The organism is Chryseobacterium sp. MMO-72 (assembly GCF_037146035.1).
GTDB classification, from domain to species: Bacteria; Bacteroidota; Bacteroidia; order Flavobacteriales; family Weeksellaceae; genus Chryseobacterium; species Chryseobacterium indicum.
Window position 1 is genome coordinate 70,535 of the sequence record NZ_JBBCWG010000012.1, and the last position, 22,027, is coordinate 92,561.

General features: G+C 39.4%; 26 protein-coding genes. 7 read left to right on the forward strand and 19 right to left on the reverse strand.

Annotation, left to right across the window (positions count from 1 at the left end; genetic code table 11):
• Position 1: 1 nt before the first annotated feature.
• From WFH39_RS15710 to WFH39_RS15720, 3 genes are all read right to left on the reverse strand, one after another.
• The gene (locus WFH39_RS15710) at positions 2-1,222 is read right to left on the reverse strand and encodes a beta-ketoacyl-[acyl-carrier-protein] synthase family protein (RefSeq protein WP_336690557.1); all 1,221 of its coding nucleotides are present in this window, start codon (positions 1,220-1,222) and stop codon (positions 2-4) included.
• A gap of 74 nt (positions 1,223-1,296) precedes the next feature.
• Positions 1,297-2,028, reverse strand: coding sequence for a 3-oxoacyl-ACP reductase FabG (fabG, locus tag WFH39_RS15715; RefSeq protein WP_336690558.1), 732 nt, complete (start codon positions 2,026-2,028; stop codon positions 1,297-1,299).
• A 75-nt stretch (positions 2,029-2,103) separates the two neighbouring features.
• Positions 2,104-3,624, reverse strand: a complete 1,521-nt coding sequence (locus WFH39_RS15720) for an HAL/PAL/TAL family ammonia-lyase (RefSeq protein ID WP_336690559.1) — start codon at positions 3,622-3,624, stop codon at positions 2,104-2,106.
• Between the two features lie 99 nt (positions 3,625-3,723).
• On the opposite strand from WFH39_RS15720, the gene WFH39_RS15725 reads away from it, so the two are divergent.
• Entirely contained in the window at positions 3,724-4,968 is a 1,245-nt protein-coding gene (locus tag WFH39_RS15725) for an NAD(P)/FAD-dependent oxidoreductase (protein ID WP_214587533.1), read from the forward strand.
• Positions 4,969-5,271: 303 nt separating this feature from the next.
• Here WFH39_RS15725 and WFH39_RS15730 read toward each other — a convergent pair whose 3' ends face one another.
• Genes WFH39_RS15730 through WFH39_RS15740 form a run of 3 tightly spaced genes read right to left on the reverse strand, consistent with a single transcriptional unit; the run spans position 5,272 to position 7,806 of the window.
• A complete protein-coding gene (locus tag WFH39_RS15730) occupies positions 5,272-5,871 on the reverse strand; it encodes a hypothetical protein (protein ID WP_336690560.1) in 600 nt (199 codons plus the stop codon).
• A gap of 21 nt (positions 5,872-5,892) precedes the next feature.
• Complete coding sequence (locus WFH39_RS15735) at positions 5,893-6,495, reverse strand: hypothetical protein (RefSeq protein ID WP_336690561.1); 603 nt, start codon at positions 6,493-6,495, stop codon at positions 5,893-5,895.
• A gap of 18 nt (positions 6,496-6,513) precedes the next feature.
• Positions 6,514-7,806 (reverse strand): phenylacetate--CoA ligase family protein, encoded by a 1,293-nt coding sequence (locus WFH39_RS15740; RefSeq protein WP_336690562.1) that lies wholly within the window; start codon positions 7,804-7,806, stop codon positions 6,514-6,516.
• A 562-nt stretch (positions 7,807-8,368) separates the two neighbouring features.
• Here WFH39_RS15740 and ileS point away from each other — a divergent pair.
• The 6 genes from ileS (at position 8,369) to WFH39_RS15770 (ending at position 14,032) form a co-directional block, all read left to right on the forward strand.
• Complete coding sequence (gene ileS / locus WFH39_RS15745) at positions 8,369-11,758, forward strand: isoleucine--tRNA ligase (protein WP_336690563.1); 3,390 nt, start codon at positions 8,369-8,371, stop codon at positions 11,756-11,758.
• 59 nt (positions 11,759-11,817) lie between these two features.
• Positions 11,818-12,198, forward strand: a complete 381-nt coding sequence (locus WFH39_RS15750) for a TraR/DksA family transcriptional regulator (RefSeq protein ID WP_050019754.1) — start codon at positions 11,818-11,820, stop codon at positions 12,196-12,198.
• 81 nt (positions 12,199-12,279) lie between these two features.
• Positions 12,280-12,525, forward strand: a complete 246-nt coding sequence (locus WFH39_RS15755; RefSeq protein ID WP_336690565.1) for a DUF6576 domain-containing protein — start codon at positions 12,280-12,282, stop codon at positions 12,523-12,525.
• A gap of 17 nt (positions 12,526-12,542) precedes the next feature.
• Positions 12,543-12,734, forward strand: coding sequence for a DUF2683 family protein (locus WFH39_RS15760; protein ID WP_235131599.1), 192 nt, complete (start codon positions 12,543-12,545; stop codon positions 12,732-12,734).
• Entirely contained in the window at positions 12,734-13,372 is a 639-nt protein-coding gene (locus WFH39_RS15765; RefSeq protein WP_235131598.1) for a lipoprotein signal peptidase, read from the forward strand. The genes WFH39_RS15760 and WFH39_RS15765 overlap by 1 nt, the downstream gene beginning before the upstream one ends.
• 15 nt (positions 13,373-13,387) lie before the next feature.
• Positions 13,388-14,032 carry a SanA/YdcF family protein gene (locus tag WFH39_RS15770; RefSeq protein WP_336690566.1) on the forward strand — a complete coding sequence of 215 codons (645 nt, stop codon included), beginning with the start codon at positions 13,388-13,390 and terminating at the stop codon, positions 14,030-14,032.
• Between the two features lie 104 nt (positions 14,033-14,136).
• On the opposite strand, the gene WFH39_RS15775 is transcribed toward WFH39_RS15770, so the two are convergent.
• From WFH39_RS15775 to WFH39_RS15835, 13 genes are read right to left on the reverse strand one after another with little or no spacing between them, the layout of a single operon-like run.
• Complete coding sequence (locus tag WFH39_RS15775) at positions 14,137-14,793, reverse strand: formyltransferase family protein (protein WP_336690568.1); 657 nt, start codon at positions 14,791-14,793, stop codon at positions 14,137-14,139.
• On the reverse strand, positions 14,780-15,283 hold the full coding sequence (locus WFH39_RS15780) for a GNAT family N-acetyltransferase (protein WP_336690631.1): 504 nt from the start codon (positions 15,281-15,283) through the stop codon (positions 14,780-14,782). The genes WFH39_RS15775 and WFH39_RS15780 overlap by 14 nt, the downstream gene beginning before the upstream one ends.
• Positions 15,229-15,915 carry a hypothetical protein gene (locus WFH39_RS15785; RefSeq protein ID WP_336690569.1) on the reverse strand — a complete coding sequence of 229 codons (687 nt, stop codon included), beginning with the start codon at positions 15,913-15,915 and terminating at the stop codon, positions 15,229-15,231. Before WFH39_RS15785 ends, WFH39_RS15780 begins: the two co-directional genes overlap by 55 nt.
• A 45-nt stretch (positions 15,916-15,960) precedes the next feature.
• A complete protein-coding gene (locus WFH39_RS15790) occupies positions 15,961-16,089 on the reverse strand; it encodes a hypothetical protein (protein ID WP_256038289.1) in 129 nt (42 codons plus the stop codon).
• A gap of 11 nt (positions 16,090-16,100) precedes the next feature.
• A complete protein-coding gene (locus WFH39_RS15795; RefSeq protein ID WP_336690571.1) occupies positions 16,101-16,481 on the reverse strand; it encodes a hypothetical protein in 381 nt (126 codons plus the stop codon).
• A gap of 2 nt (positions 16,482-16,483) precedes the next feature.
• A complete protein-coding gene (locus WFH39_RS15800; protein ID WP_336690572.1) occupies positions 16,484-16,978 on the reverse strand; it encodes a hypothetical protein in 495 nt (164 codons plus the stop codon).
• Positions 16,979-16,989: 11 nt separating this feature from the next.
• Positions 16,990-19,002: a hypothetical protein gene (locus WFH39_RS15805; protein WP_336690573.1), complete on the reverse strand. Its 2,013-nt coding sequence runs from the start codon at positions 19,000-19,002 to the stop codon at positions 16,990-16,992.
• A 14-nt stretch (positions 19,003-19,016) separates the two neighbouring features.
• On the reverse strand, positions 19,017-19,871 hold the full coding sequence (locus WFH39_RS15810; protein ID WP_336690574.1) for a hypothetical protein: 855 nt from the start codon (positions 19,869-19,871) through the stop codon (positions 19,017-19,019).
• Entirely contained in the window at positions 19,871-20,365 is a 495-nt protein-coding gene (locus WFH39_RS15815; RefSeq protein WP_336690575.1) for a hypothetical protein, read from the reverse strand. The genes WFH39_RS15810 and WFH39_RS15815 overlap by 1 nt, the downstream gene beginning before the upstream one ends.
• Positions 20,365-21,252, reverse strand: coding sequence for a hypothetical protein (locus WFH39_RS15820; RefSeq protein ID WP_336690576.1), 888 nt, complete (start codon positions 21,250-21,252; stop codon positions 20,365-20,367). Before WFH39_RS15820 ends, WFH39_RS15815 begins: the two co-directional genes overlap by 1 nt.
• A 1-nt stretch (position 21,253) precedes the next feature.
• Positions 21,254-21,553: a hypothetical protein gene (locus tag WFH39_RS15825; RefSeq protein WP_336690577.1), complete on the reverse strand. Its 300-nt coding sequence runs from the start codon at positions 21,551-21,553 to the stop codon at positions 21,254-21,256.
• Positions 21,553-21,741 (reverse strand): hypothetical protein, encoded by a 189-nt coding sequence (locus WFH39_RS15830; protein ID WP_076396820.1) that lies wholly within the window; start codon positions 21,739-21,741, stop codon positions 21,553-21,555. The genes WFH39_RS15825 and WFH39_RS15830 overlap by 1 nt, the downstream gene beginning before the upstream one ends.
• Positions 21,731-22,027, reverse strand: coding sequence for an oxidase (locus tag WFH39_RS15835; protein WP_336690578.1), 297 nt, complete (start codon positions 22,025-22,027; stop codon positions 21,731-21,733). Before WFH39_RS15835 ends, WFH39_RS15830 begins: the two co-directional genes overlap by 11 nt.

A 22,027-nucleotide genomic window follows, 5' to 3' on the forward strand; every position in this document is an offset into this window, starting at 1 on the left:
TTTAATTAAATTTTTTTACAATTAATGCGGAGTTGGTTCCCCCAAATCCGAAAGAATTCGACAAAAATACATCAATTTTTTGACTTTTTGTTTCAGCAACCAAATTTATCCTTTTCGCCTCATCATCAGGATTTTCCAGATTGATATTCGGGGCTACGAAATCATTCTGCATCATCAGAATAGAATAAATAACTTCACTCGCACCTGCCATCCAGCATTCGTGACCGGTCATGGATTTTGTTGAACTTACCGGAACTTCGCTTCCGAAAATTTCGTAAATTGCTTTTGCTTCATTGGCATCACCAATTGGTGTAGACGTCGCATGAGCATTAATATAATCAATATCTTTTGCCGATAATCCGGATTGTTTCAAAGCGCGATCCATTGCTAAAGCCGGTCCGTCTACATTTGGAGTGGAAATATGTCCTCCGTTGGAAGAAAATCCATACCCGACAATTTCCGCGATGATATTGGCTCCTCTTTTTTGGGCAGATTCTAAGCTTTCAACAATTAAAGTTGCGGCCCCTCCACTCGGAATTAATCCGTCTCTGTCTTTATCAAAAGGTCTTGATGCTTTTGTGGGTTCATTTTCCCGTACTGAGAAAACGCCCAAACCGTCAAAGCTCGCCATTGAATATTTATTGGTTTCCTGTGCTCCTCCGCAAATAATCATCTCCTGAAAACCGTTTTTAATCATCATGTAAGCCAGTCCCAAAGAGTGAGAACCGCTTGCACAGGCTGCACTGATGGTTAAATTGATTCCTCTCAGTTTAAAAATGGTCGAAAGGTTCATGGTAACGGTAGAGTTCATGGATTTAAAAATAGCTCCTGAACCCATTAACGTTGTATCTTTTTTCTCTCTCGCAATATCGATCGATTCTACTACCGCCTTGGAAACACTGTCGTTTCCGTATAAAATTCCGACTTCGTTCTTGTCTAAAAAATCCTGATCTATATTTGCCTGTTGTAAAGCATCAAGCGTTGCGATATAAGCATATTCGCTTTCTTCGCCCATGCTTACGCGCTGTCTGCGGCTGAGAAGATTTTTGAGATCCGGCTTCGGAACCACGCCCGTTAATCCCGATCTGAAACCAAATTCTTTTCTTTCGTCTACTAAATGAATTCCGGATTTTCCCTGAAATAAAGATTCTTTTACTTCTTCCAAAGAAGTTCCGATGCAGGAATAAATTCCCATTCCGGTAATGACAACCCTATTTTCCATGTAATGTTCAAGGTTTTAGGTTTTAGGTTTTGGGTTGCAGCTCACAACTGCTCCCTTTTATCTGCCACCTGATTTTATGAGTAGATTCCTCCGTTAATATTGATGACTTCGCCTGTAATGTACGATGACTTTTTAGAGGTTAAAAATGCGACTAAATCTGCCACTTCTTCCGCTTCCCCGAATCGGTTTGCAGGGATCATTGCTTTTAATTCGTCTTCATTGAATTCCTGCGTCATGTCTGTTTTTATGAATCCCGGTGCAACCGCGTTTACGGTAATATTTCTTTTCGCCACTTCCTGAGCCAGCGCTTTTGTAGCTCCTACCAAAGCACCTTTCGCCGCAGAATAATTGGTCTGTCCTGCCGTTCCTTTCACTCCGGAAACAGAAACCATATTGATGATTCTGCCGTATTTATTGCGCAGCAGTTTCTGGATAAAGAAATTCGTCACGTTGAAAAACCCATTTAAACTGGTGTTAATCACCGCGTTCCAGTCTTCACTCGGCATCCACATGAACAATCCGTCTCTTGTAATTCCGGCATTGTTTACGATCACCTCAACAACGGATTTAGGATTATTTTCCTGCCATTCTGTTAAAACTTTTTGGGTTTCTTCGGCATTTCCTACATCAAATTTCAAAATTTCTCCGGTAGATCCCAGTTCTTCCACTTTAGCTAACGTTTCTTTAGCTGCCGCTTCGTTTGAAGTGTAGTTGATTAAGATATGATAGTTTTTTTCTTCAGCCAGTTTTATACAGATCGCTCTTCCGATTCCTCTTGAGCCTCCTGTGACGATTGCACATTTCATGTGTTGCTTATGTAGTTTTAGTTTTTTGTGTATATTTTCCTTTCCTTAAGTATGACAATTAATTTCCTTAAAAAATTACATTGCCTTTAAATATTTCTTCACTTCTTCCAGATAAGGATACATTACCATATCATCAGAAAACGCAGGAATAATCTTTCTTATTTCATCGTACAGTTCTTTGGTTGCTGATGAAATTTTATCCTGAAAACCAAGATATTCTATTGCCTGAACAATGGTAATCGCTTCAATCGTCAATACCTCGAATGCATTTTCGATTACTTTTCTGCAAATTACCGCTGCATTGGTTCCCATGCTTACAATATCCTGATTGTCATTATTATTAGGAATACTGTGAACATACATCGGGTTTGATAACATCTGGCTTTCTGCCGTCGTAGAAGTTGCTGTAAACTGAACACCCTGCATCCCGAAATTGAATCCTAATTTACCTAAATTGACAAAAGGAGGCAGAATTTCGTTGATTTTAGAATTCAGTAAATAATTCAATTGTCTTTCTGCCAACATTGTTAATTTGGTAACCACAATTTTCAGCTTGTCCATTTCAAGGGAAATGTAATCGCCGTGGAAATTTCCGCCGTGGTAAACGTGCTGATCTTCCACATTGATGATCGGATTATCGTTCGCCGAATTAATCTCGTTTTCCAATACTTTTTCCGTATATTCCAACGTATCTAAAACAGGTCCCAAAATCTGAGGAACACATCGTAAAGAATAATATTCCTGAACTTTTTCTTTGAAAACCTTTTCCTGCTCTTCAAAGTGAGTATATAAATGATCTGCTCTTTTTCTGATCAATTTACTGTCGGACAAATGAGCACGCATTTTTTGTGCAATTTTCTGCTGTCCTTCATGAAGTTTGGTTCCGTTCAGTACTTCAGATAAATGATCGTCGTACGCCTGAACAATTTCGTTGATCGCACAAGATAATTTGATTGAAATATCAGTTAACTGATTCGCTTTATGCGCATTAACGACTCCAATTCCGGACATCACGGAAGTTCCGTTCATCAAAGCCAAACCTTCACGGATTTCTACCTGAATCGGCTGTAAGTTTTCTGTTTCAAAAACTTCCTTTGTTGATTTTCTTTCTCCTTTGTAGAAAACTTCTCCTTCCCCAATTAACACCAACGCAAGATGCGCCAACTGAACCAGATCTCCGCTTGCTCCAACTCCTCCATGTTCAAAAATAAGCGGCGTAATATCTCTGTTTATTAATTCTTTAAGTAAATTTACTACAGAATGATGAACGCCCGATTTTCCTAATGATAAGGTATTCAGTCTTGCCAGCATACAGGCTTTTGCTTCGTCTGCGGGAAGCGGATTTCCGATCCCCGAAGAATGGCTTCTGATTAAGTTATACTGAAGCTGATGGGTATCTTCATCGCTGATCTTGAACTGCGCCATCGGTCCGAAACCCGTGTTCACCCCATATATTACTTTATTTTTTGAAAATTCTTTTAGAAACTGAAAACTCTCATCCACTCTGGCAAGAAGTGTATCATCCAGTTCTATTTTCTCATTGTTGATGATGACTTTCTTAAAGTCACTCAGTTCTAAAAAGTTATTTATTTTCATTAATTAAAAAGTAATAAATAGATAATTTTGTAATTATTAATTAATTGTCATTAATTTTGCGGCAAAGATAGAAGTTATTATTAAAATAAAAAATCAAAGATGAGTAAAGAATTTGTTGACGTTCTTGTAATCGGCGCCGGACCGTCCGGCTGCGTATCTTCTTCATATTTAAAGAAGAACAACGTCAACGTGAAAGTTGTTGAAAAAACGAAATTTCCAAGACTGGTGGTCGGCGAAAGCCTGATTCCGCGTGTGATGGATCATTTTGATGAAGCCGGACTGTTTCCTGCTCTTGATAAAATGGGCTTTGAGAAGAAACTGGGAGCACGTTTTTTAAGAGGCAACGAGGTCTGCATTTTTGATTTCAGTAATAAATTCGGGGAAGGATGGGACTGGACGTGGCAGGTTCCGAGAGCTGATTTTGATAATGTTTTAGCTCAGGAAGTCATTAATAAAGGAATTGACCTTGAATTCGAAACGGAAGTGATCGGCATTGAGTTCAACGGAACAGATTCTGTAACGACTGTAAAAAATAAGAACGGCGAAATAAAAGAAATTCATGCCAAATTTGTGATCGATTCCAGCGGTTACGGAAGAGTTTTACCGAGACTTTTGGATTTAGAAAAACCTTCAAAACTTTCTCCTCATTCTGCGATTTTCTCTCACGTAAAAGATATTAACAGGGAAGAAGGTACGGAAGGAACTTTAATTTCTTTTGATATTATCGAAACGGAAGTCTGGCTTTGGGTAATTCCTTTCTCCAACGGAAACACGAGCGTAGGAATTGTAGGACCAACCGATTTTATTGATAAACTTTCTGAAAACGGCAATACAGCAGAAGCTCTGAGAAAAGCCATTTCCCTTTCGGATTATTATGTAAAACGTTTCGGGGATGTAGATTTTCTTTTTGAACCTCAACATCTGAAAGATTATTCGTGCTCGGTAAAAAAATTATTCGGAGACGGTTTTGCGCTTACAGGAAATGCTTCGGAATTCTTAGATCCTGTTTTCTCTTCAGGAATGGCTTTTGCCACAGAAGGCGGAATGACCGCAGCAAAATTAGCCTTACGACAACTGAACGGCGAACAAGTAGACTGGCAAAAGGAATTTGCAGACTATATTTTATACGGCGTTGATGTTTTCACAACGTATGTAAAAGAATGGTACACCGGAAATCTTCAGGAATTATTTTTCCACCAGCCGGAAAATCCTGATGTGAAGAGAAAAATCTGCGCGGTTTTAGCGGGTTATGTCTGGAATAAGAAGAATACTTTTGTGAGAATTCATGATACAGCGATTAAAAATCTGGCGGAATTTATTAAGACAGAAAAGCAACAAGCATAAAAAAACCGCTTCTGAAATGTGAAGCGGTTTTGTATTATTTTTATTTTACCTGAGTTCGGGATAAGAAATAAATTTAAATAATTGATTTATAGCATTAGATTAATTTATCGCAAAGAAAAACAAAAAATTTTTCTACTTATTTAAAGTTTGCAAGCTAAACAAAGGCACTTCGTTTATTTAAAAAACACAAAAATGGTATTACTTTGATAAGTTTTACGCCTTTGTATATCTTAAAAGCTGAATCCTTGATAATTGAATCTCTTTGTTTATCATTGCGGTTAAGAAGACTTATCCCGACTCAGATTATTTAATCTTTTTTTCAATCATATGAGCCAAAGTCTTTGCTGTTTTGGCGTATCCTTCCGAAATTCTGTCATTATTATTTGGAAGTCCCACAAAATTATCACCGGGAGCATTCTTACCTTCGATTTCCAGTAAAACATGAGAAGGATTTTCTGTTTCTACAAATTTTAAAAGGGTACTCAGTTTTGAAGGCTGGTTCATAATTCCTCCGAACCATCCCGGATAAATCCAGACAGTTTCTACAATGAGAGTATATTTTGCAGATGAATTGTTCACAGAAGTTTTAATATCTGTATTTTTATTCATGGAAGCTAAAAATTTGTCTACAAACTGGGTATTTTTAGAATATTCCCAGTCTTTCTTCCACTTTTCAAATTCTTCAGGACTTTTACCTGCTTTTTGGATCGCTTTTTCCTGTTTGGCAATGTAGCCTGCCTCATCTATGTTTTCTTTATAAAATGTTATGTGGCTGTAATCCATCTTAAGATTCAGTTCAGTCTGCCCTTTCAGGAAATCAAAATTTCCGGAAATCACTTTCATCTTTTGTGCATGTAGAACACAGGCTAAAAAAACCAGAAAGGATAAGAATGTTTTTTTCATCGTTTATTTAAATTTTAAAATCTATTTTTTGTTAATATAATGATCTACTTTTAACGCCAACATTTTAGACGTTTTTGCGTAACATTCTGCAATTCGATCATTATTATTTGGAATTCCAATCCCATTATCTCCGGTTGCTTTTATTCCTTCAACAATCATTAAAATATTCGTGGGATTATCTGATTCTACAAAGGTCATTTTAGAATTCATTTCTGCAGGAATACTGCCAATTCCTCCAAAAATACCTTGAGAAATCCATGTCGGTTCAACAATTAGAGTGTATTTTGTTCTTTTGAAACCAGTAGATGCTTCAATTTTGGTATTCTTATTCCATGAAGCTAAAAACTTATCCTGAAAAGTTTTAGATTTTGAAAATTCCCAGTCATTTTTCCATTTTTCTGCTTCTTTTTTTCCTGCCCTCTTTTCAATCTCCTGCATTCTCTCATTGATATATTGTTCTTCTGTAATTTTCTTTTTAGCAAAAGTAACACCTTCAAATTTGAAAACAACTTTAATGAATTTTTGATCTTTTAAAAAATTATAATCTCCAGTAATGAGCTTTACTCTTTGTGCCATTAAGCATGACGAGAAAGCTACTAAAAATAGAAATATCGTTTTTTTCATGGTTATTTTATTTATCCTTTATCTTAAATCCGCAAACGTTATCGGCTTTCTGCTGTTCGGGTTAAATACCGTTTTAGATAAAACATCAAAATCGACCAGTTCAATTTTCGGACTCACTCTTAGTTTTGCTCTGAAATGATCTCTTACTTCATTTACAAAACCCTCGGAATCGCTGTCTGTGCTTATTTTAATGATAATTTCATCCAACCCGATTTCGTTTGACTGAATAACAATCTGATAACAGAGAATCTTATTGAAATCATTTAAAATATCATTCATCGCAGGCGGATATAAGGTGGTTCCTTTGTATTTGATCATCTGCTGCTTTCTTCCAATGACAGGTCCGAGTCTCATCGTATTTCTTCCGCATTTACAAGGCTCATAATGTGCTTTTACAATATCTCCTGTTTTAAATCTCAACAACGGAATCGCTTCAACGCCCAAAGTAGTGATCGTTAATTCTCCGCTTTCGCCTTCTTTCGCAGGATTTCCTTCATCATCAAGAATTTCGGTGATAATTAATTCCGGATGATGATGTCCGCCGATCTGTTCTTCGCATTCTGTAAAAGCGGTGCTCATTTCCGTCGAAGCATAGGTTGAGAAAAGTTTAATATTCCACTTTTCTTTAATTTTCTGTGAAAGAATATTATCCGTAAAATCCTGATTTTTGATGCTTTCTCCGATGCACACAGCTCCATAAACACTTGAATTTTTATAATCTATCCCATGTTTTTCGGCATAATCGATCATCTTTAGCAAAAAAGACGGAACAGTGATTAAATATTTAGGCTTGTATCTGAAAATAGAATCCCATTGAAGTTCGGGAATTCCAGGACCCATTCTTACCACGCTTGCTCCCATTTTTCTGAGTCCTAAAAAGTAGGCAAGTCCCGCCATGAATCTTTTATCGATGGTGGTAATCATCTGTACTACATCCCCTTTTTTTATTCCTGCACACGCAAAAGAAATGGCTTCGTTGTAGGCTAATCTTTCAAGATCGTTATCTGATAATCCGAATGTTACAGGATCTCCCAACGTTCCTGATGTTGTGCTGTAATCCACAATTTTATCGGGTGTTACACAGAAAAAATCATCATTATGCTGCTGAATATCGTTCTTCGTGGTGGTCGGAATTTTTTGCAGATCTTCCAAAGTCTGAATATCAGCAATATTGATATTGTTTTCCTTAAATAATCTTTGATAAAATGGCGAGTAAGTTTCAAGATAAGCCAAAAGCTCCTGAAGTTTTCGCTCCTGAAACTTTTTTATTTCCTGAATGTCTGATCTTTCGATGGATGGATAAAAGTCCAATGGTTTTTATTTTTAAAGGACAAATTTATTAGTTTATTTTAATTTGCAGCAGCTTTTGCTGATTATGCAGATTTATTTTGCTGTGGATTTTGATGATGACTTGTTTTTATTATTCGTGAAAAGCATTTTGCGATAAGTGCTAACGCAAAGTTCCTGTTCTGTATTTTTTTTATTTTAGAAGGTAAAGGCAAATAATTTGCTTCGCGAAGCCTGAAAATATCGCTTATTAAATAAATTTTGCGTTTAAATTTATAACCGAAAATGTAAGTTTCGGTTAAAACCAATTTGAAATACTACTATTGAAGCGGGCTAAAGCCCGCCTCAACTTCTACATCCATGAGAAATCCACGGTATTTGTGAAAACATTCGTCCTATTTGTGTTTAAAAACCTCTTCAAAAGTTTATAATCAACCCCTGATTGTTCACAAAAAATTAATCTTTTCATTTATTTTTCTGAAACAGAAGTTTTTAATAGGAAATATCAAAATAAAACATATATTATAAACCGACAAATTTTAGTAAATTTGCCAACTTAATTAATCAACGATATTGATATATTACAATGAGCCAATTTAAAGAGTACAAAAACCTCAACCTTATTGACGTAGCCGAGAACATCGCAGAATTCTGGAAGCAGAATAAAACTTTCAATAAGAGTGTTGAGATTCGTGAGGGGCAACCTGAGTTTGTGTTTTATGAAGGTCCGCCTTCAGCAAACGGTATGCCCGGAATTCACCACGTAATGGCCAGAGCGTTGAAGGATATTTTCTGTCGTTATCAGACCCAGAACGGAAAGCAGGTTTTCCGTAAAGCGGGTTGGGATACGCACGGACTTCCGGTAGAGCTTGGTGTGGAAAAAGAATTAGGAATCACTAAAGAAGATATTGGCAGAAAAATTTCGATTGAAGATTACAACAAAGCGTGTCGTGAAGCGGTAATGCGTTATACAGATGTATGGAATAACCTTACTGAAAAAATCGGATATTGGGTAGATCTTGATGATCCGTACATCACGTACAAATCAAAATACATGGAAACGGTTTGGTGGCTTCTGAAACAATTGTACAACAAAGATCTGCTGTATAAAGGTTACACGATTCAGCCGTATTCACCAAAAGCAGGAACCGGACTTTCTTCAGCGGAGTTAAATATGCCGGGAACCTATCATGACGTTTCCGATACTACGATTGTTGCGCAGTTTAAAGTAAAAAAAGAATCTACCGATCTGTTTAATGATGTTGAAGGAGACGTAAACATTCTTGCATGGACGACAACACCATGGACTTTGCCTTCCAACACGGCTTTGGCTGTAGGAAGAGATATTGAATATGTTGTGGTTAAAACTTTTAACCAGTATACTTTTCAGCCGGTAACTGTAGTTCTGGCAAAAGTTCTTCTGAATAAAAACTTCGGAAAAAAATATGCGGAAGGAACAGATGAAGATTTCGCGAACTATACTTCGGAAAGCAAAACCATTCCTTACCAGATTTTAAAAGAATTTACGGGAGAAAAATTAACAGGAACTCAATACGAGCAGTTGGTTCCGTGGTTTACTCCAAACGACACTCCTGAAAAAGCTTTCAGAGTGATCTTGGGAGATTTTGTAACCACTGAAGACGGAACAGGTATTGTTCACATCGCGCCTACTTTTGGTGCAGATGATGCGAAAGCGGCAAAAGAAGCCGGAGTTCCGCCCATGTTGGTAAAAGATGAAAATGATAATCTTGTTCCGCTGGTAGATTTACAGGGAAGATTTATCAAAGGAGAGAATGTTCCTGAATTATTCTCAGGAAAATACATCAAGAACGAATATTACGATGAAGGAACTGCACCCGAAAAATCATGGGATGTAGAACTGGCAATTTTGCTGAAAACTGAAAACAAAGCCTTCAAAGTAGAAAAATATGTTCACAGCTATCCACATTGCTGGAGAACAGACAAGCCTGTATTGTATTATCCGCTGGATTCATGGTTTGTGAAAATGACGGCTGTAAAAGACCGTTTGGTAGATTTAAACAAAGAAATCAACTGGAAGCCGAAATCTACAGGAGAAGGACGTTTTGCGAACTGGATTGAAAATGTAAACGACTGGAATCTTTCGCGTTCAAGATATTGGGGAATTCCTTTGCCAATCTGGAGAACAGAAGATCTGAAGGAAGAAAAGATCATCGGATCTGTAGAAGAATTATACAACGAGATTGAAAAATCTGTAGAAGCAGGATTAATGACTGAAAATCCGTTTAAGGATTTCATCATCGGAGATATGTCTGAGAATAATTATGCGTCTGTGGATCTGCATAAAAACATTGTAGACAAAATCGTTCTGGTTTCAGATTCAGGAAAAGCAATGAAGCGTGAGAGCGACCTGATCGACGTTTGGTTCGATTCCGGTTCAATGCCTTATGCGCAATTGCATTATCCTTTTGAAAATAAAGAATTAATTGATAATAATAAAGCGTTCCCTGCAGATTTCATTGCGGAAGGTGTTGACCAGACAAGAGGATGGTTCTACACGCTTCATGCGATCGGAACAGCGGTTTTTGATTCTGTTGCTTATAAAAATGTAATGAGTAACGGTCTTGTTTTGGATAAAAACGGGCTGAAAATGTCAAAATCCAAAGGAAATGCAGTAGATCCGTTTGAAACTTTAGCGGTTTACGGTCCGGATGCAACACGTTGGTACATGATTTCCAATGCGAATCCTTGGGAAAACCTGAAATTCGATATCGAAGGAATTGATGAAGTGAGAAGAAAATTCTTCGGAACGTTGTACAATACGTATTCATTCTTTGCATTGTATGCGAATGTGGACGGATTTAATTATTCTGAAAAAGAAGTTGAGAACAGACCGGAAATCGACCGATGGATTCTTTCTGAACTGAATTTGTTAATTAAAGAAGTTAAAGCATTCTACGAAGATTACGAACCGACAAGAGTAGCAAGAGCGATCAATACTTTTGTAAATGACAATTTATCCAACTGGTACGTAAGACTTTGCAGAAGACGTTTCTGGAAAGGAGATTATTCGGAAGATAAAATCTCTGCTTACCAGACTTTATATACGTGTCTTGAAACGGTTGCGAAATTATCTGCACCAATCGCTCCGTTCTTTATGGATCAGTTGTATCAGGATTTAAATAAAGTAACCGGAAAAGAAACTGCGGAATCGATCCACTTAACAGATTTCCCTGTTGCTGATGAAAGTTTAATCGATCAGGATCTGGTTGAAAAAACGCACTTGGCGCAAACAATAACGAGTTTAGTTCTTTCCATCAGACGTGCAGAAAGTTTAAAAGTAAGACAGCCTCTTCAAAGAGTGTTGATTCCTGTTTTGGATAAGAAAACGGAAGAGCAGATTTCAGCGGTTGCAGATTTAATTAAGCAGGAAGTAAACGTTAAAGAATTACAGTTAATTAATGCTGAAGAAGCATCGCATTTAATTGTAAAACAGATCAAACCGAACTTCAAAGCTTTAGGTCCAAAATTAGGAAAAGACATGAAAACGGTGGGTGGAGAAATTACCAATTTCACCGCAGAACAGATCTCCACTTTGGAAAAAGAAGGAAAAATTGACGTGCAGGGTTACGAAATTACACCGGAAGATGTGGAAATCTCTACAAAAGATATTCCGGGATGGACGGTAACTTCCGACGGAAAAACCACTGTGGCATTAGATTTGACGCTAACAGATGAATTAAAATCTGAAGGTATCGCAAGAGAATTCATCAACAGAGTTCAGAATCTGCGAAAAGAGAAAGATTTCGATTTGACGGACAGAATTACGATCTCTCTGGAAGAAAATGCTCCTTTCATTGATGATATCAAGAAGAATGAAGAATATATTTCATCCGAAGTCTTGTCAAATAAAATAGAAATTGTATCTTCACTTTCAAATTTTAACGAAATCGAAATAGATGAGGTTAATTTTAAGATAAATGTTGAAAAAATTTAACTTATAGTTATTGTTTTTCAAATTCCATTTCATAATTTTATTAAAAAAGAGAAACGAACATGTCAGACGAAAGAGTAAGATACAGTGATGCTGATTTACAAGAATTTAAAGCAGTTATTAAGGAAAAAATAGAAAAAGCTGAAAAAGATTTACAACTGATCAGAGAAAGTTTTATCAACGATCAGAATAACGGGACGGATGATACTTCCCCTACTTTCAAAGCATTTGAGGAAGGCGCTGAAACGTTAAGTAAAGAACAGAATTCTATTTTAGCCGGAAGACAGGAAAAATTCGTACGTGACCTGAAGAACGCTTTGATAAGAATTGAAAACAAAACTTACGGTGTATGCAGAGTAACGGGTAAACTTATTCCGAAGGAAAGACTGTTGGCTGTTCCTCACGCTACGCTGAGCATCGAAGCGAAAAATATGCAGAAATAACCACAAGGTTAGCTACAATAAATTTGGGTTTATATCGTATTTCAAGGAATACTTTATAAACCTAATTTTTAATATCTACCCATGAGCGAATTATTAATTTTAGCAATTATCGTTGCCGTCGTATTGGCATTTTTCAACAGAGACCGGATCAAAAACAGGTTCTTTCCGGATGAAAAACGCAATTATACGATTGACGATCAGTTTAATTCTGATAAACGGGAAAGGGAAAAAGAAATCGACCGTCTTCTGAGTAAGATGGGAAAAAATGGAGTGAATGATCTGTCGGCAAAAGACAGAAAAAGACTCGATGAACTGTCTAAAAAGTAAAATTTAAATTTAAAAAAATGGAATCTATAATAGTCCACACCAAAAACGCAATGGAGCTTACTGCCCTGAAAAGTGTTTTGAAAGAAATGAACATTAAGTTCGAAAAATTCCATACCAAGAATACCCATCACAACGAGAAAACCGTAAAGAAGATCGTTGAGAAAAAGAACGAAAAAATAGGAAAACCTTACAAACCAAAAGGATTATAATGAAGAAGATAGCATTTGTAACCTTGCTTATTTTATTGATAGATCAGGCTTCAAAAATTTATGTAAAAACGCATTTTAATCTTGATGACAGTATTTCTGTGCTTCCGGGATTTAAATTAACGTTTGTTGAAAATCCGGGAATGGCTTACGGACTGCATTTCGGAGGCATTATCGGGAAATATTTTCTGGTTCTGGTAAGAATTATCCTGATCGGCGGAATGATCTATTTATTTAAAAAATGGTTACAGAAAGGAGAATCCAACTATCTTCTGATTCCCATGGCAATGATTTTTGCCGGAGCAATCGGAAATTTAATAGACGGAATGTTTTACGGACTTATTTTTGACAGCGGAACGGTTTATGATGAGAGCATCAACAGATGGATCGGATACGGAGGAATTTCGAAATTCACCAGTTTCGGGGAAGGATATTCTACTTTCATGAAAGGCTGTGTAGTCGATATGCTGCATTTTCCGCTGGTAGACTGGAATGTTCCTGAAAGCTGGCCTTTAATCGGAGGAAAACATATAGAATTTTTTAAATATATTTTCAACGTAGCCGATTCGGCGATTACAGTGGGAGCTGCTTTATTATTGATTTTCAGAAAGAAAGCATTTCCGAACGGTCTGGAATTTTAAAAGAATGTACACTTGATGAAAAAATTAATTAAAAACATTTTTAAAATTTTCCTGCTTCTTTTTGTTGCAGGAATTATTTTTATTGCATGGGCGAATTACAGTATTAAAAAAGACACTGAAGCTAATGTTTCTTATCAAATTTCTGATGTTCCCAAAATGAAAACTGCGCTGCTTCTCGGAACAGGAAAAACGCTGAGCAACGGGCAGCCCAATGCTTATTTTTATAACAGAATTCAGGCTGCTGCCGATCTTTATAAAAGCGGAAAGGTGAAATATATTATTGTAAGCGGAGACAACAGCCAGAAAAACTATAATGAACCCGAAGATATGCAGATGGCATTGATTGAGTATGGCGTTCCAAAGGACAGCATTTTTCTTGATTTTGCCGGATTCAGAACACTGGATTCTGTTGTACGCGCAAAGGAGATTTTCGGGCAAAATCAATTAATCATTGTTTCACAGAAATTCCATAATGAAAGGGCGGTATTTTTGGCTAAACAAAACGGAATGCAAGCTTTCGGTTACAATGCTCCCGATGTGAATAAATATGCCGGTCTGAAGACGAATCTGAGAGAATATCTTGCGAAAGCAAAAGCCTATCTTGATCTTCTTTTAGGAGTTGAACCGAAATTTGGAGGAGATAAGGTTTTGATTCCTTAATATTTTTTTCTTGCAGATTTACAATCAACAATTCCAAAAAGCGCGAAGCCCCTTTCGAAACTGCCGAGAAAAATATAAACCCAAAGATATAAAAAAGCAGCCACTTATTGGTGGCTGTCTTCATATCCGATCATTAACAGATCCGGTCGATATATATCTTTGACATTGGTGTCCGGTTCGAATGTACTAAACCTTTTGTCCTGCGGAGTCCTTTTGATCACGCCATTTAAAATGTCATTAAGGGCTGATTCAAAGAGTTTCACTCCCATGGGGAGCAATGTATCGCGCCAGAGTCTTGCAGCGGATTTTTGAGGGCTTAAAAAGTATTCCGGAGGAATCCAGCACCAATCCTGATAAGCAATGTCCCCTCTGTCAATCCCTGCATTAAGCCAGAATATCGTCCCTCCGGTAATTGGTTCTTTCATTCTGATTGCCCATTCAATAGAGCTGCGCCCGCGATGCCTTGGCAATAATGACGGGTGATATCCCAGCCAACCCAAACGCGGAATATATCTTGTTTTCTTGCCGATATAGTCAAACGAATGGGCGGTAATGCCTAAATCACACTCCGGCATATTGCCGGCGTTTAAACTACCTGCGGGAATAATGGGAATATTCCAACGGCGGGCAGCCTTTCCGATATACTGATCATCTAAAGGGCAAGAAACCCCGACAATTTCAATGTCTAATTTTTGACAAAGCCTGAAAACTTCTTCGGCAAAGAACTTCTGACCTGATATAAAAACTTTAAATTTTTTCATTTCCAATATATTTAAAACCCTGTACTGCCCTGAAATGCCCCCCGAAGCCTCCGGTTGTTTTCTTTTTGCCCCCGTCAAAACCTTTGCCCGTTTCGTGCATTGTTTTAATACTTCGTGCTTTGTTGTCTCCGGTAAGCTTTGCCGACACCTGTTTCCATTTTGGGGAATGTCTGAGGTATCCGCAAAGCTGCGGGTGTGAGGTATGAAAATAGGTCGGATATTTGTGGTTACACCTTCCTTTACCCTCCAGATGATACTGCATGATTTCATTTAAAAAGGCAGTTCCGACTCCCGCTCCCTGCCATTCCGGCATCACAACCAAGCGCGTCGCCCTGTACCCTTTTATTTGAAAATTTGGGCAAACGGCAACGTGGCACACCAATTCTCCGTCTACGGTTCCGATAAAATATTCGGCACAGGGCGGGTGTTTTAAATCTAAATAATAATGTGGTTTAAAAAACTTCCAGTAACTTCCGTTGACCTTCCAAATGTCGAGTTTAACAGGCGGTCGTTTTGAGGCTTTTTTTTTACTTCACCTGTCCGGGTGTCATAGACCCAGTCCGGTTGCAGCCATTCAACAATATCATAATGGCATGATAAGAGTACAATTTGTTTTCCTTTTGTTTTCCGCCAGGCTTTTGAAAAGGCAGAGGCTCCAATTTTGGCAATCTGCCTGTCTACGACCGAGGTAAATTCATCAATCACCACTTTGTCCGGGGCTTCACAAATAAGTCGTGCAAGCCCCGCGCGGAACTGTTCCCCGTTACTAAGAACCTTAAAAGGACGGAGCCAAGCCGGAACGTCCCCCAACCCAACGGCGGACAATGCACTCGTTACAGTATTCATATCTGAGCCGGGCGCAATGTCCTCAATGATCGGCAGGTCAGGGTTCCAGCCTTCGGCAAGGTTTACAATCCCATTTTCCCAAATTTGGCTGCCTATTGACGTTTTGCCACTTCCTGAAGCACCGACAATAAGCCCGATCTGCCACCCTTGCTCCTCAATCGGAAGTTCGGCAGTATGCTGCCATGTATGACCGCTTTCAGCGTTAAATAAACTTTTCACTTTTTCTGATCTGAACGAATTAAAATTTTCGCAGGTGTGTTTTACTTCAATTTTCATTTGATTTCTATTATTATATTAATTGACCAATGGAACCTAAAGATTTTATACGGATACAACTTTTAAATTTTTAAATCCCATTTTCTTTAGTTTGTCGAACAATTCTTTTTGTTCTTTTTCGCTGTCTGCCTTTATGATGACCGCGTGCTGCTCTTTGTATTTAAAATCTGCCATGTTCTTTGTTTTTATGAGGTTATGGTAATCCCATTTTCTTTTAATTTTGTTTTGAGTATCGTATTTTCTGCCTTTAACAGATTATTTTCCGCTTTCAGCTGTTCGTTGATCTGTTTCTGAAAATCGATCTGCTCCTGAAGCATCAGTACTTTTTTATCCGATAAATCCGAAAATTCCCTGAATTTGGCTTCGTAGCGGATGCCCAGATCATCCAAAGCTTCCTTGTATAGCTTAACCAGTTTATCGGCGTTTTCAATTTCCTTTCCTTCATTGTCGGCATTCATCCCGGCAACTTCCGCCCTGAGCTTTCTCTTTCCGAATATAAATCCTGCCAGTCCTGTCAAAAGGGCTCCGAGAAAGGCAATCACGGGTTCCGTTATCAATTCTTTCATTGTTATATTTCGTTAATTTCTTTATTAAAGAGTTCTGTATACAGCCCCATAAACTGCTGTAAAATATCCACCAGATGGGCGGCTTTTGTTTTGATCAGAAAGCGGATATACTGTACAGACGGAGCTTTTAGTATGGCTTCTTTTTCTTCGGTAACCTTTCCGTCATCATCCGTTGTCCTGTAAATGCCCTTTAAAAAGCCGTCCTTTCCCATGACCTGTTCCACATTTCCTTCATGGATCATCCAGTCGGGCATTTTTAACTGCTTATGGATGATATTACCGTCCTTTATGATCAGGTACTGGCGGACATTGACGTAAATACGGTCTTCCCCGCCTTCCATATCGGGCGTATTAAAACCTGTTACCACTAATTTCCTTGCAAACTGCGGATACATCGGATGATCCGGAAGCATCATTTCATGCCATGATTTACCGGTGTTTTTTATGGCGTCTAATACTGCCTGCACTTCAGGCGTTACTATTAATTCAGTATTCATGATCTTATTTATTAAAATTTATAACCTTCAATGAAACTTACACTGGATGTACACGCCGTGGGAGGTGTAATCCCGTCAATATCTGCCGCGCTGAATCCGTAATACAACAAAGACAAAGCTCCGTTTGAACCACTTTTTACAAAAGTTGCCGATACTGAACCGGTGGAAACGATAATGGTATAAATGCCCTGGTTTCTCATAATCATCACTTCGTAGGGTATGGATTGGAATTGTCCTATATTGAAGCCTCCCGATATCAAAGATGACGACATATCCGCCCAGCCATATTTCACTGAACTGGAGTCATTATTTTGTTTTATTTTAGAAAATGCCTGACTGCTGTTTATCAAAGTCAGAGGATTGGAAGAAAGACCGACACCGATGATATTCCCCCAGCTTGTTAAACGTCCTGAACCTACCGTAACAGAAGCTTTCAAATAAAAATTTTCATTATCTGAAATTATTGTACCCGACTTGGCTGCACATACAACCGTTTCAAATTGCGTGTACGGTGCATTGCCTGAATTTGGATAATGGCTTACCGTGGTACCGGAGGCATTGATGGTGTTGTTGACCTGTGCCGGAGTGGTTGACGCTTTCTCCCACGTCATCCCTGAAAAATCAATCGGGGTCACATTAGAAATCAGGGTAATGGTAACACTTGCCCCGGTTGTATAAGAAGCCGCGCCGTTCCAGAGCTTAACCTTATAGGTTCCCAAAGCAAGATCTTTAAAATTATACCAGAAGGAAAGGTCTAAACCGCTGGTATATAATTGCACCTGACTGTTGGGAACCTGAAACTCAGTACCTCCTGCATCTACCAGATATACGGCAAAACTGGCGGGATTCAGATTCAGATTGGCACCCCTCATTACAAACCACTGTGCTGTATCCTGTTTCGCCGCAATTGGCGGGGTTATAATGGCGACACTCATGGTATTGGTCGTCCAGCCACCGTTTGCGATCGTTTTTATTTCATTTTTCTGTGCGTCGGTAAAGCCTTCCCAAAGTGCTTTATAGTCTGCGTAATCCCTGTACATAAACATTCTGGCTGCTCCGGTTAAATCCGAGCCATAATAACGCCTGTTTGAGTGCGTGATCTGATACGGCAGGGTTTCTGCATTTTCATCAAAAACCACTGCTTTACTCCGGATCCTTCCATTGCTGAGATGCAGCATTTCAGCAGGTGCCGTTGTACCGATGCCGAATTTCGTGCCGTCTGTATAAATGCGGGATCCTGTAAAATCATTTCCGTTCCAGAACAGCAGGTAACCGGAAGCAGGATTAATGGCAGCCCATGAAACCTGCCCGAGAAAATACCGCGCGTAATAATTTCCGCTTGCGGTCGGCTTATTCATTTTGCTGTCCAAAGCTGCCTGTAAGCCCTGAACCATTGCAATGGTGAGATTCGTTAATCCGGTGGGAATATAATTATCAGTCGAAGTTTTGCTGCCTCCTTTATAGATGTATAAAGAATAATTTCCTGCTCCGTCAGGAATGGCAATGATATCATTTTTTTCATAGGTATAACTGGTATGATCAGCCATGAAAGAAGCTAACGAAGTCTGTGTTACCGTAATAAGCTCGGTTAAACCTAACGCCTCAATCATTCCGGACATAATTTTCCCGTCGCTGTTAACATAGTTTTCCAGCAGCATACAAAGGGAATTGATCTGCTCTTTATTGTATACCGACTGGCTCTGTCCCATATCCACCAGAGCGGTATTGGCAGGAATCTCATCTACGCCCAGCCTGTTTTTCCATGCATTGACATGGGCGGCGGTCAGGTTCGAAGCGTCCAGTTTTGCAAGGTATCCGGCGTGCGCATTCGAATCATTGAGATGGCTGCTGAGGGCTTGTGCGCTTGCCGTCTGTTCAAAAAGCCCGGCAAGCCCGCTAATCTGCGACATGGGGATGGACTCATCCTTATGCCAGAATGAAGACCATGAAGCCTGAAATTGTGCCTGTGTGGGAAAATCCCCGGTTTCAAACCAGCTTAAAAGTGTATTTAAAGGTGTTGCCATGAGGTGTAAAAATATTATTGAAAATCAGGTTCTATAAAATCGACAATGACCCCGCGGTTCAGGACATCCATCGGCATTCCCTTTCCCCCGGAATTGATCCCGTAGGTATGGTCATAGAATCCGTCCGGGGCTTTCCCGTTCCATTTGATAACGGAAAGGTCATTCCCCACGGCGGTCTGCCCGCTGTTGGTGGCTCCGTAAAAAGGGATCACATAATCCGGGATATTATTCTGGGTGATGGTTTTACTGTGGCTGCCGACCGTGGTTCCCAGGGTTGAAAAAACAGGATCGTTGGGATCAAGCCCGAAAATGGTCTTTCCTTTAAAATCCGTGCAGGGTTTCCAACCCGCCGGAATCTCAGAAAGGGGCTTGCGCCAGAACCATGCAATTCCCCCGTTAACAATGGGAGCGGTCTTGAGCTCTACTTTGTCAAGTCTTGTTTTAATATCGTTCAGGTCGGCTTGCGTCGCGGCAGCACTGATTTTTTCCATCATGACTTTTAACGTGTCCAGTCTTGTAAAGTCGCCCCAGTTCCACATATTGCCGGGAGCGGACAGCCCGAATTTCACCGTTTTCTTTTCGATGAGTATTTTATCGGTCTGATCCTGGAACGTTTTGGTGATCTGCGCCGTATGGATGTACACCGAAGCGGTGACCAGCCCGCCCTCAAAATAGAGGACGTCCCCGTTGATCACCACAATACCGGGGCTTACGCTCTGCCCGGTAGGCGTACAGCCCGAGAGAATCGTCAAATGTCCCGCTACATCCCCCAGAACATTGAAGATGGTATATGCTTCCTGAAGCACGTCCATTAAATCGTTGGTGAGGGGAACACCGCCGGTCTGAAGAAATTGGATATTAATTCTCATTATGGTATGATTTCTATGCTGTAGCGTTTGCTTATTAATTTGTAAAAGTCAATCTCGGCTCTGAGCTGATGCATATTGATCGGCGTACCCGGAATCCTGACGATAAAATCGTACTCTGAATACAATTCCGCTTCCGTTCGCAGGTACAGAGGATTTTCATCCCCGTAAAGCCACCGGGTTTTGGAAAAATAGAGATTGTCCTCGGCTTCCGTATACAAATAAACCCCTTCATACTGCACGGCATTTACAATCCGAATCCTTCTTTCCAATGGATCAAAAGCATCATTAAGCCTTCTTTCCATGGAGAATTTCTGATAATTGAAATTCATTTTAATTAAATTCTGTTTTCTTCTTTTCAGAAACTCAATGTATAAAGCTTCAAGAGGAAAAATCAGGCACCACAAAAAATGAAGGGTTACCGGTTTTCTCCTGAAAGCAGGCAGCCACCATAGGGCTAACTGCTTATAACTGATGTTAAATAATTCATCTTTCATTACTCGGCAGGCTGATAATTAATGTATTCTATTCCGCTCCAGTCTTCAATTTTAAACCGCCCTGATTTGGGGATCCTGCTGATCTCAACAGGCTGGAATAATCCATATCCGGTTCCGGGTTCAATCCATTGGCTTGAGACCTCTAATTTTTGCAGGTCTCTTACGCCGTCCACCTCCTGAATAACATTTTCCAGGGCTTCGACAGAAAGCTCACCGTTAAATGGCAGGTTTTTTAAAAAATTCTCAATGGCGATTTTAACAGGATACTCCGCCGTCAGAATGCTCATGCCGTCCGGATGCAGGAGCAAGGGATCAAAACAGATCCTGTATTTTAATAAAAGAATATCCGGCAGGAAATTCACCACCACAATATTGTCCCCGGTCGCCTGTATTCTTTCGATATACGATTTAAAAGCAAGGGCTTTTTCATCTGAAATCACCTCGTCCATATTTTCACCGGCAATTTTCATGGATATTTTTTTTACCCCGTTTCCGCTGATATTGGCAGTAACCGAAGCATATTTTATAATTTTTGAATCTTCGATCTCCTGCTGCGTCGCGGTAATGACATTTCCGTTTCCGTCTTCATAGGTTGGGAGAAACGCTCCGGTGTAGGAAAGCGGATCCAGTTCAAACCCATACTGAAACCGGAGCGCCTGCTCGCGGTACCATTTTTCATTGGGAACTTTCTGGGCAGCGATTTTATCGTCAATTTCTTTCATGTGCAATCTGAGGGCTTCCTGAAAATTAAAAATCATAAAAGCCACCGTTTCCAGCATATTGCGCCAGACCGCTGTTTTAGAATGGGAGGTCAGCCCCTGTAAAAAAGGGTTTGCCTCTTTTAATGTGAGAATCATGGCAATGAGTTCCTGTAGTGTACTGTTCATATTAGCTTACTTTAAAACCGTTTGCAATCTGCATATATCCGATCCCTTTTAATGTTGGTATTTCGCCGTCCTGTTCGGCTGCCCAGCCCGTTGCAGGCTGTATGTTCTTGGCATTGTAATAATTCAGGATGTCCGTATTTTTAAATACATCCTCAGGAATTTCAAGGGGTAATCCTGCAGATAATACGTCCGAAACCGACAAGCCATTAGCAACGGCGATGGCAAAGCAGTTTTCTACGGTTCCTGTGTATTGAATTGCAATGTCCAGAATAGTCTGATGAGTTAAAACAATTGTTTTCATTATGTTACTTTTCCCTGCGTTAAAGAACTTCCGGCACCGCCGCAAATTCCGGTCACTGTTCCGCTTTTTACATATTCCTCGATGGCATCCGCCAGTTCCTGAGCCGCGGTTTCTACATTACCTGTCGTTGATGGCTTATGTAACATCGTAATAAGCCTTTGGATGAGCTGGGCTTTATTAAGGGGCATCTCTTTGGGCGTTTACGGTGAAATTTTCAGCATCTTCAATTTTAAAATCAATGCGGGTAAAGCCGTCATATTTTAGCTGTTCGTTGACCTCACGGGTAATCCCCTGGCGGGTATTTCTTGCCTTGAGCATTCGGGGCAGTTCCGCGCCCAGAAGCGGGGTATTTTTAAATTCCCCTTTAAAGGCAATGAGCAGGCTTTCAATTTCCTGCTGTCCGGATTCTCCAATATGAAAATCACCGTTTACAATGGAAATATCGTTGTCTTCATTCAGTAGAATATCATTCAT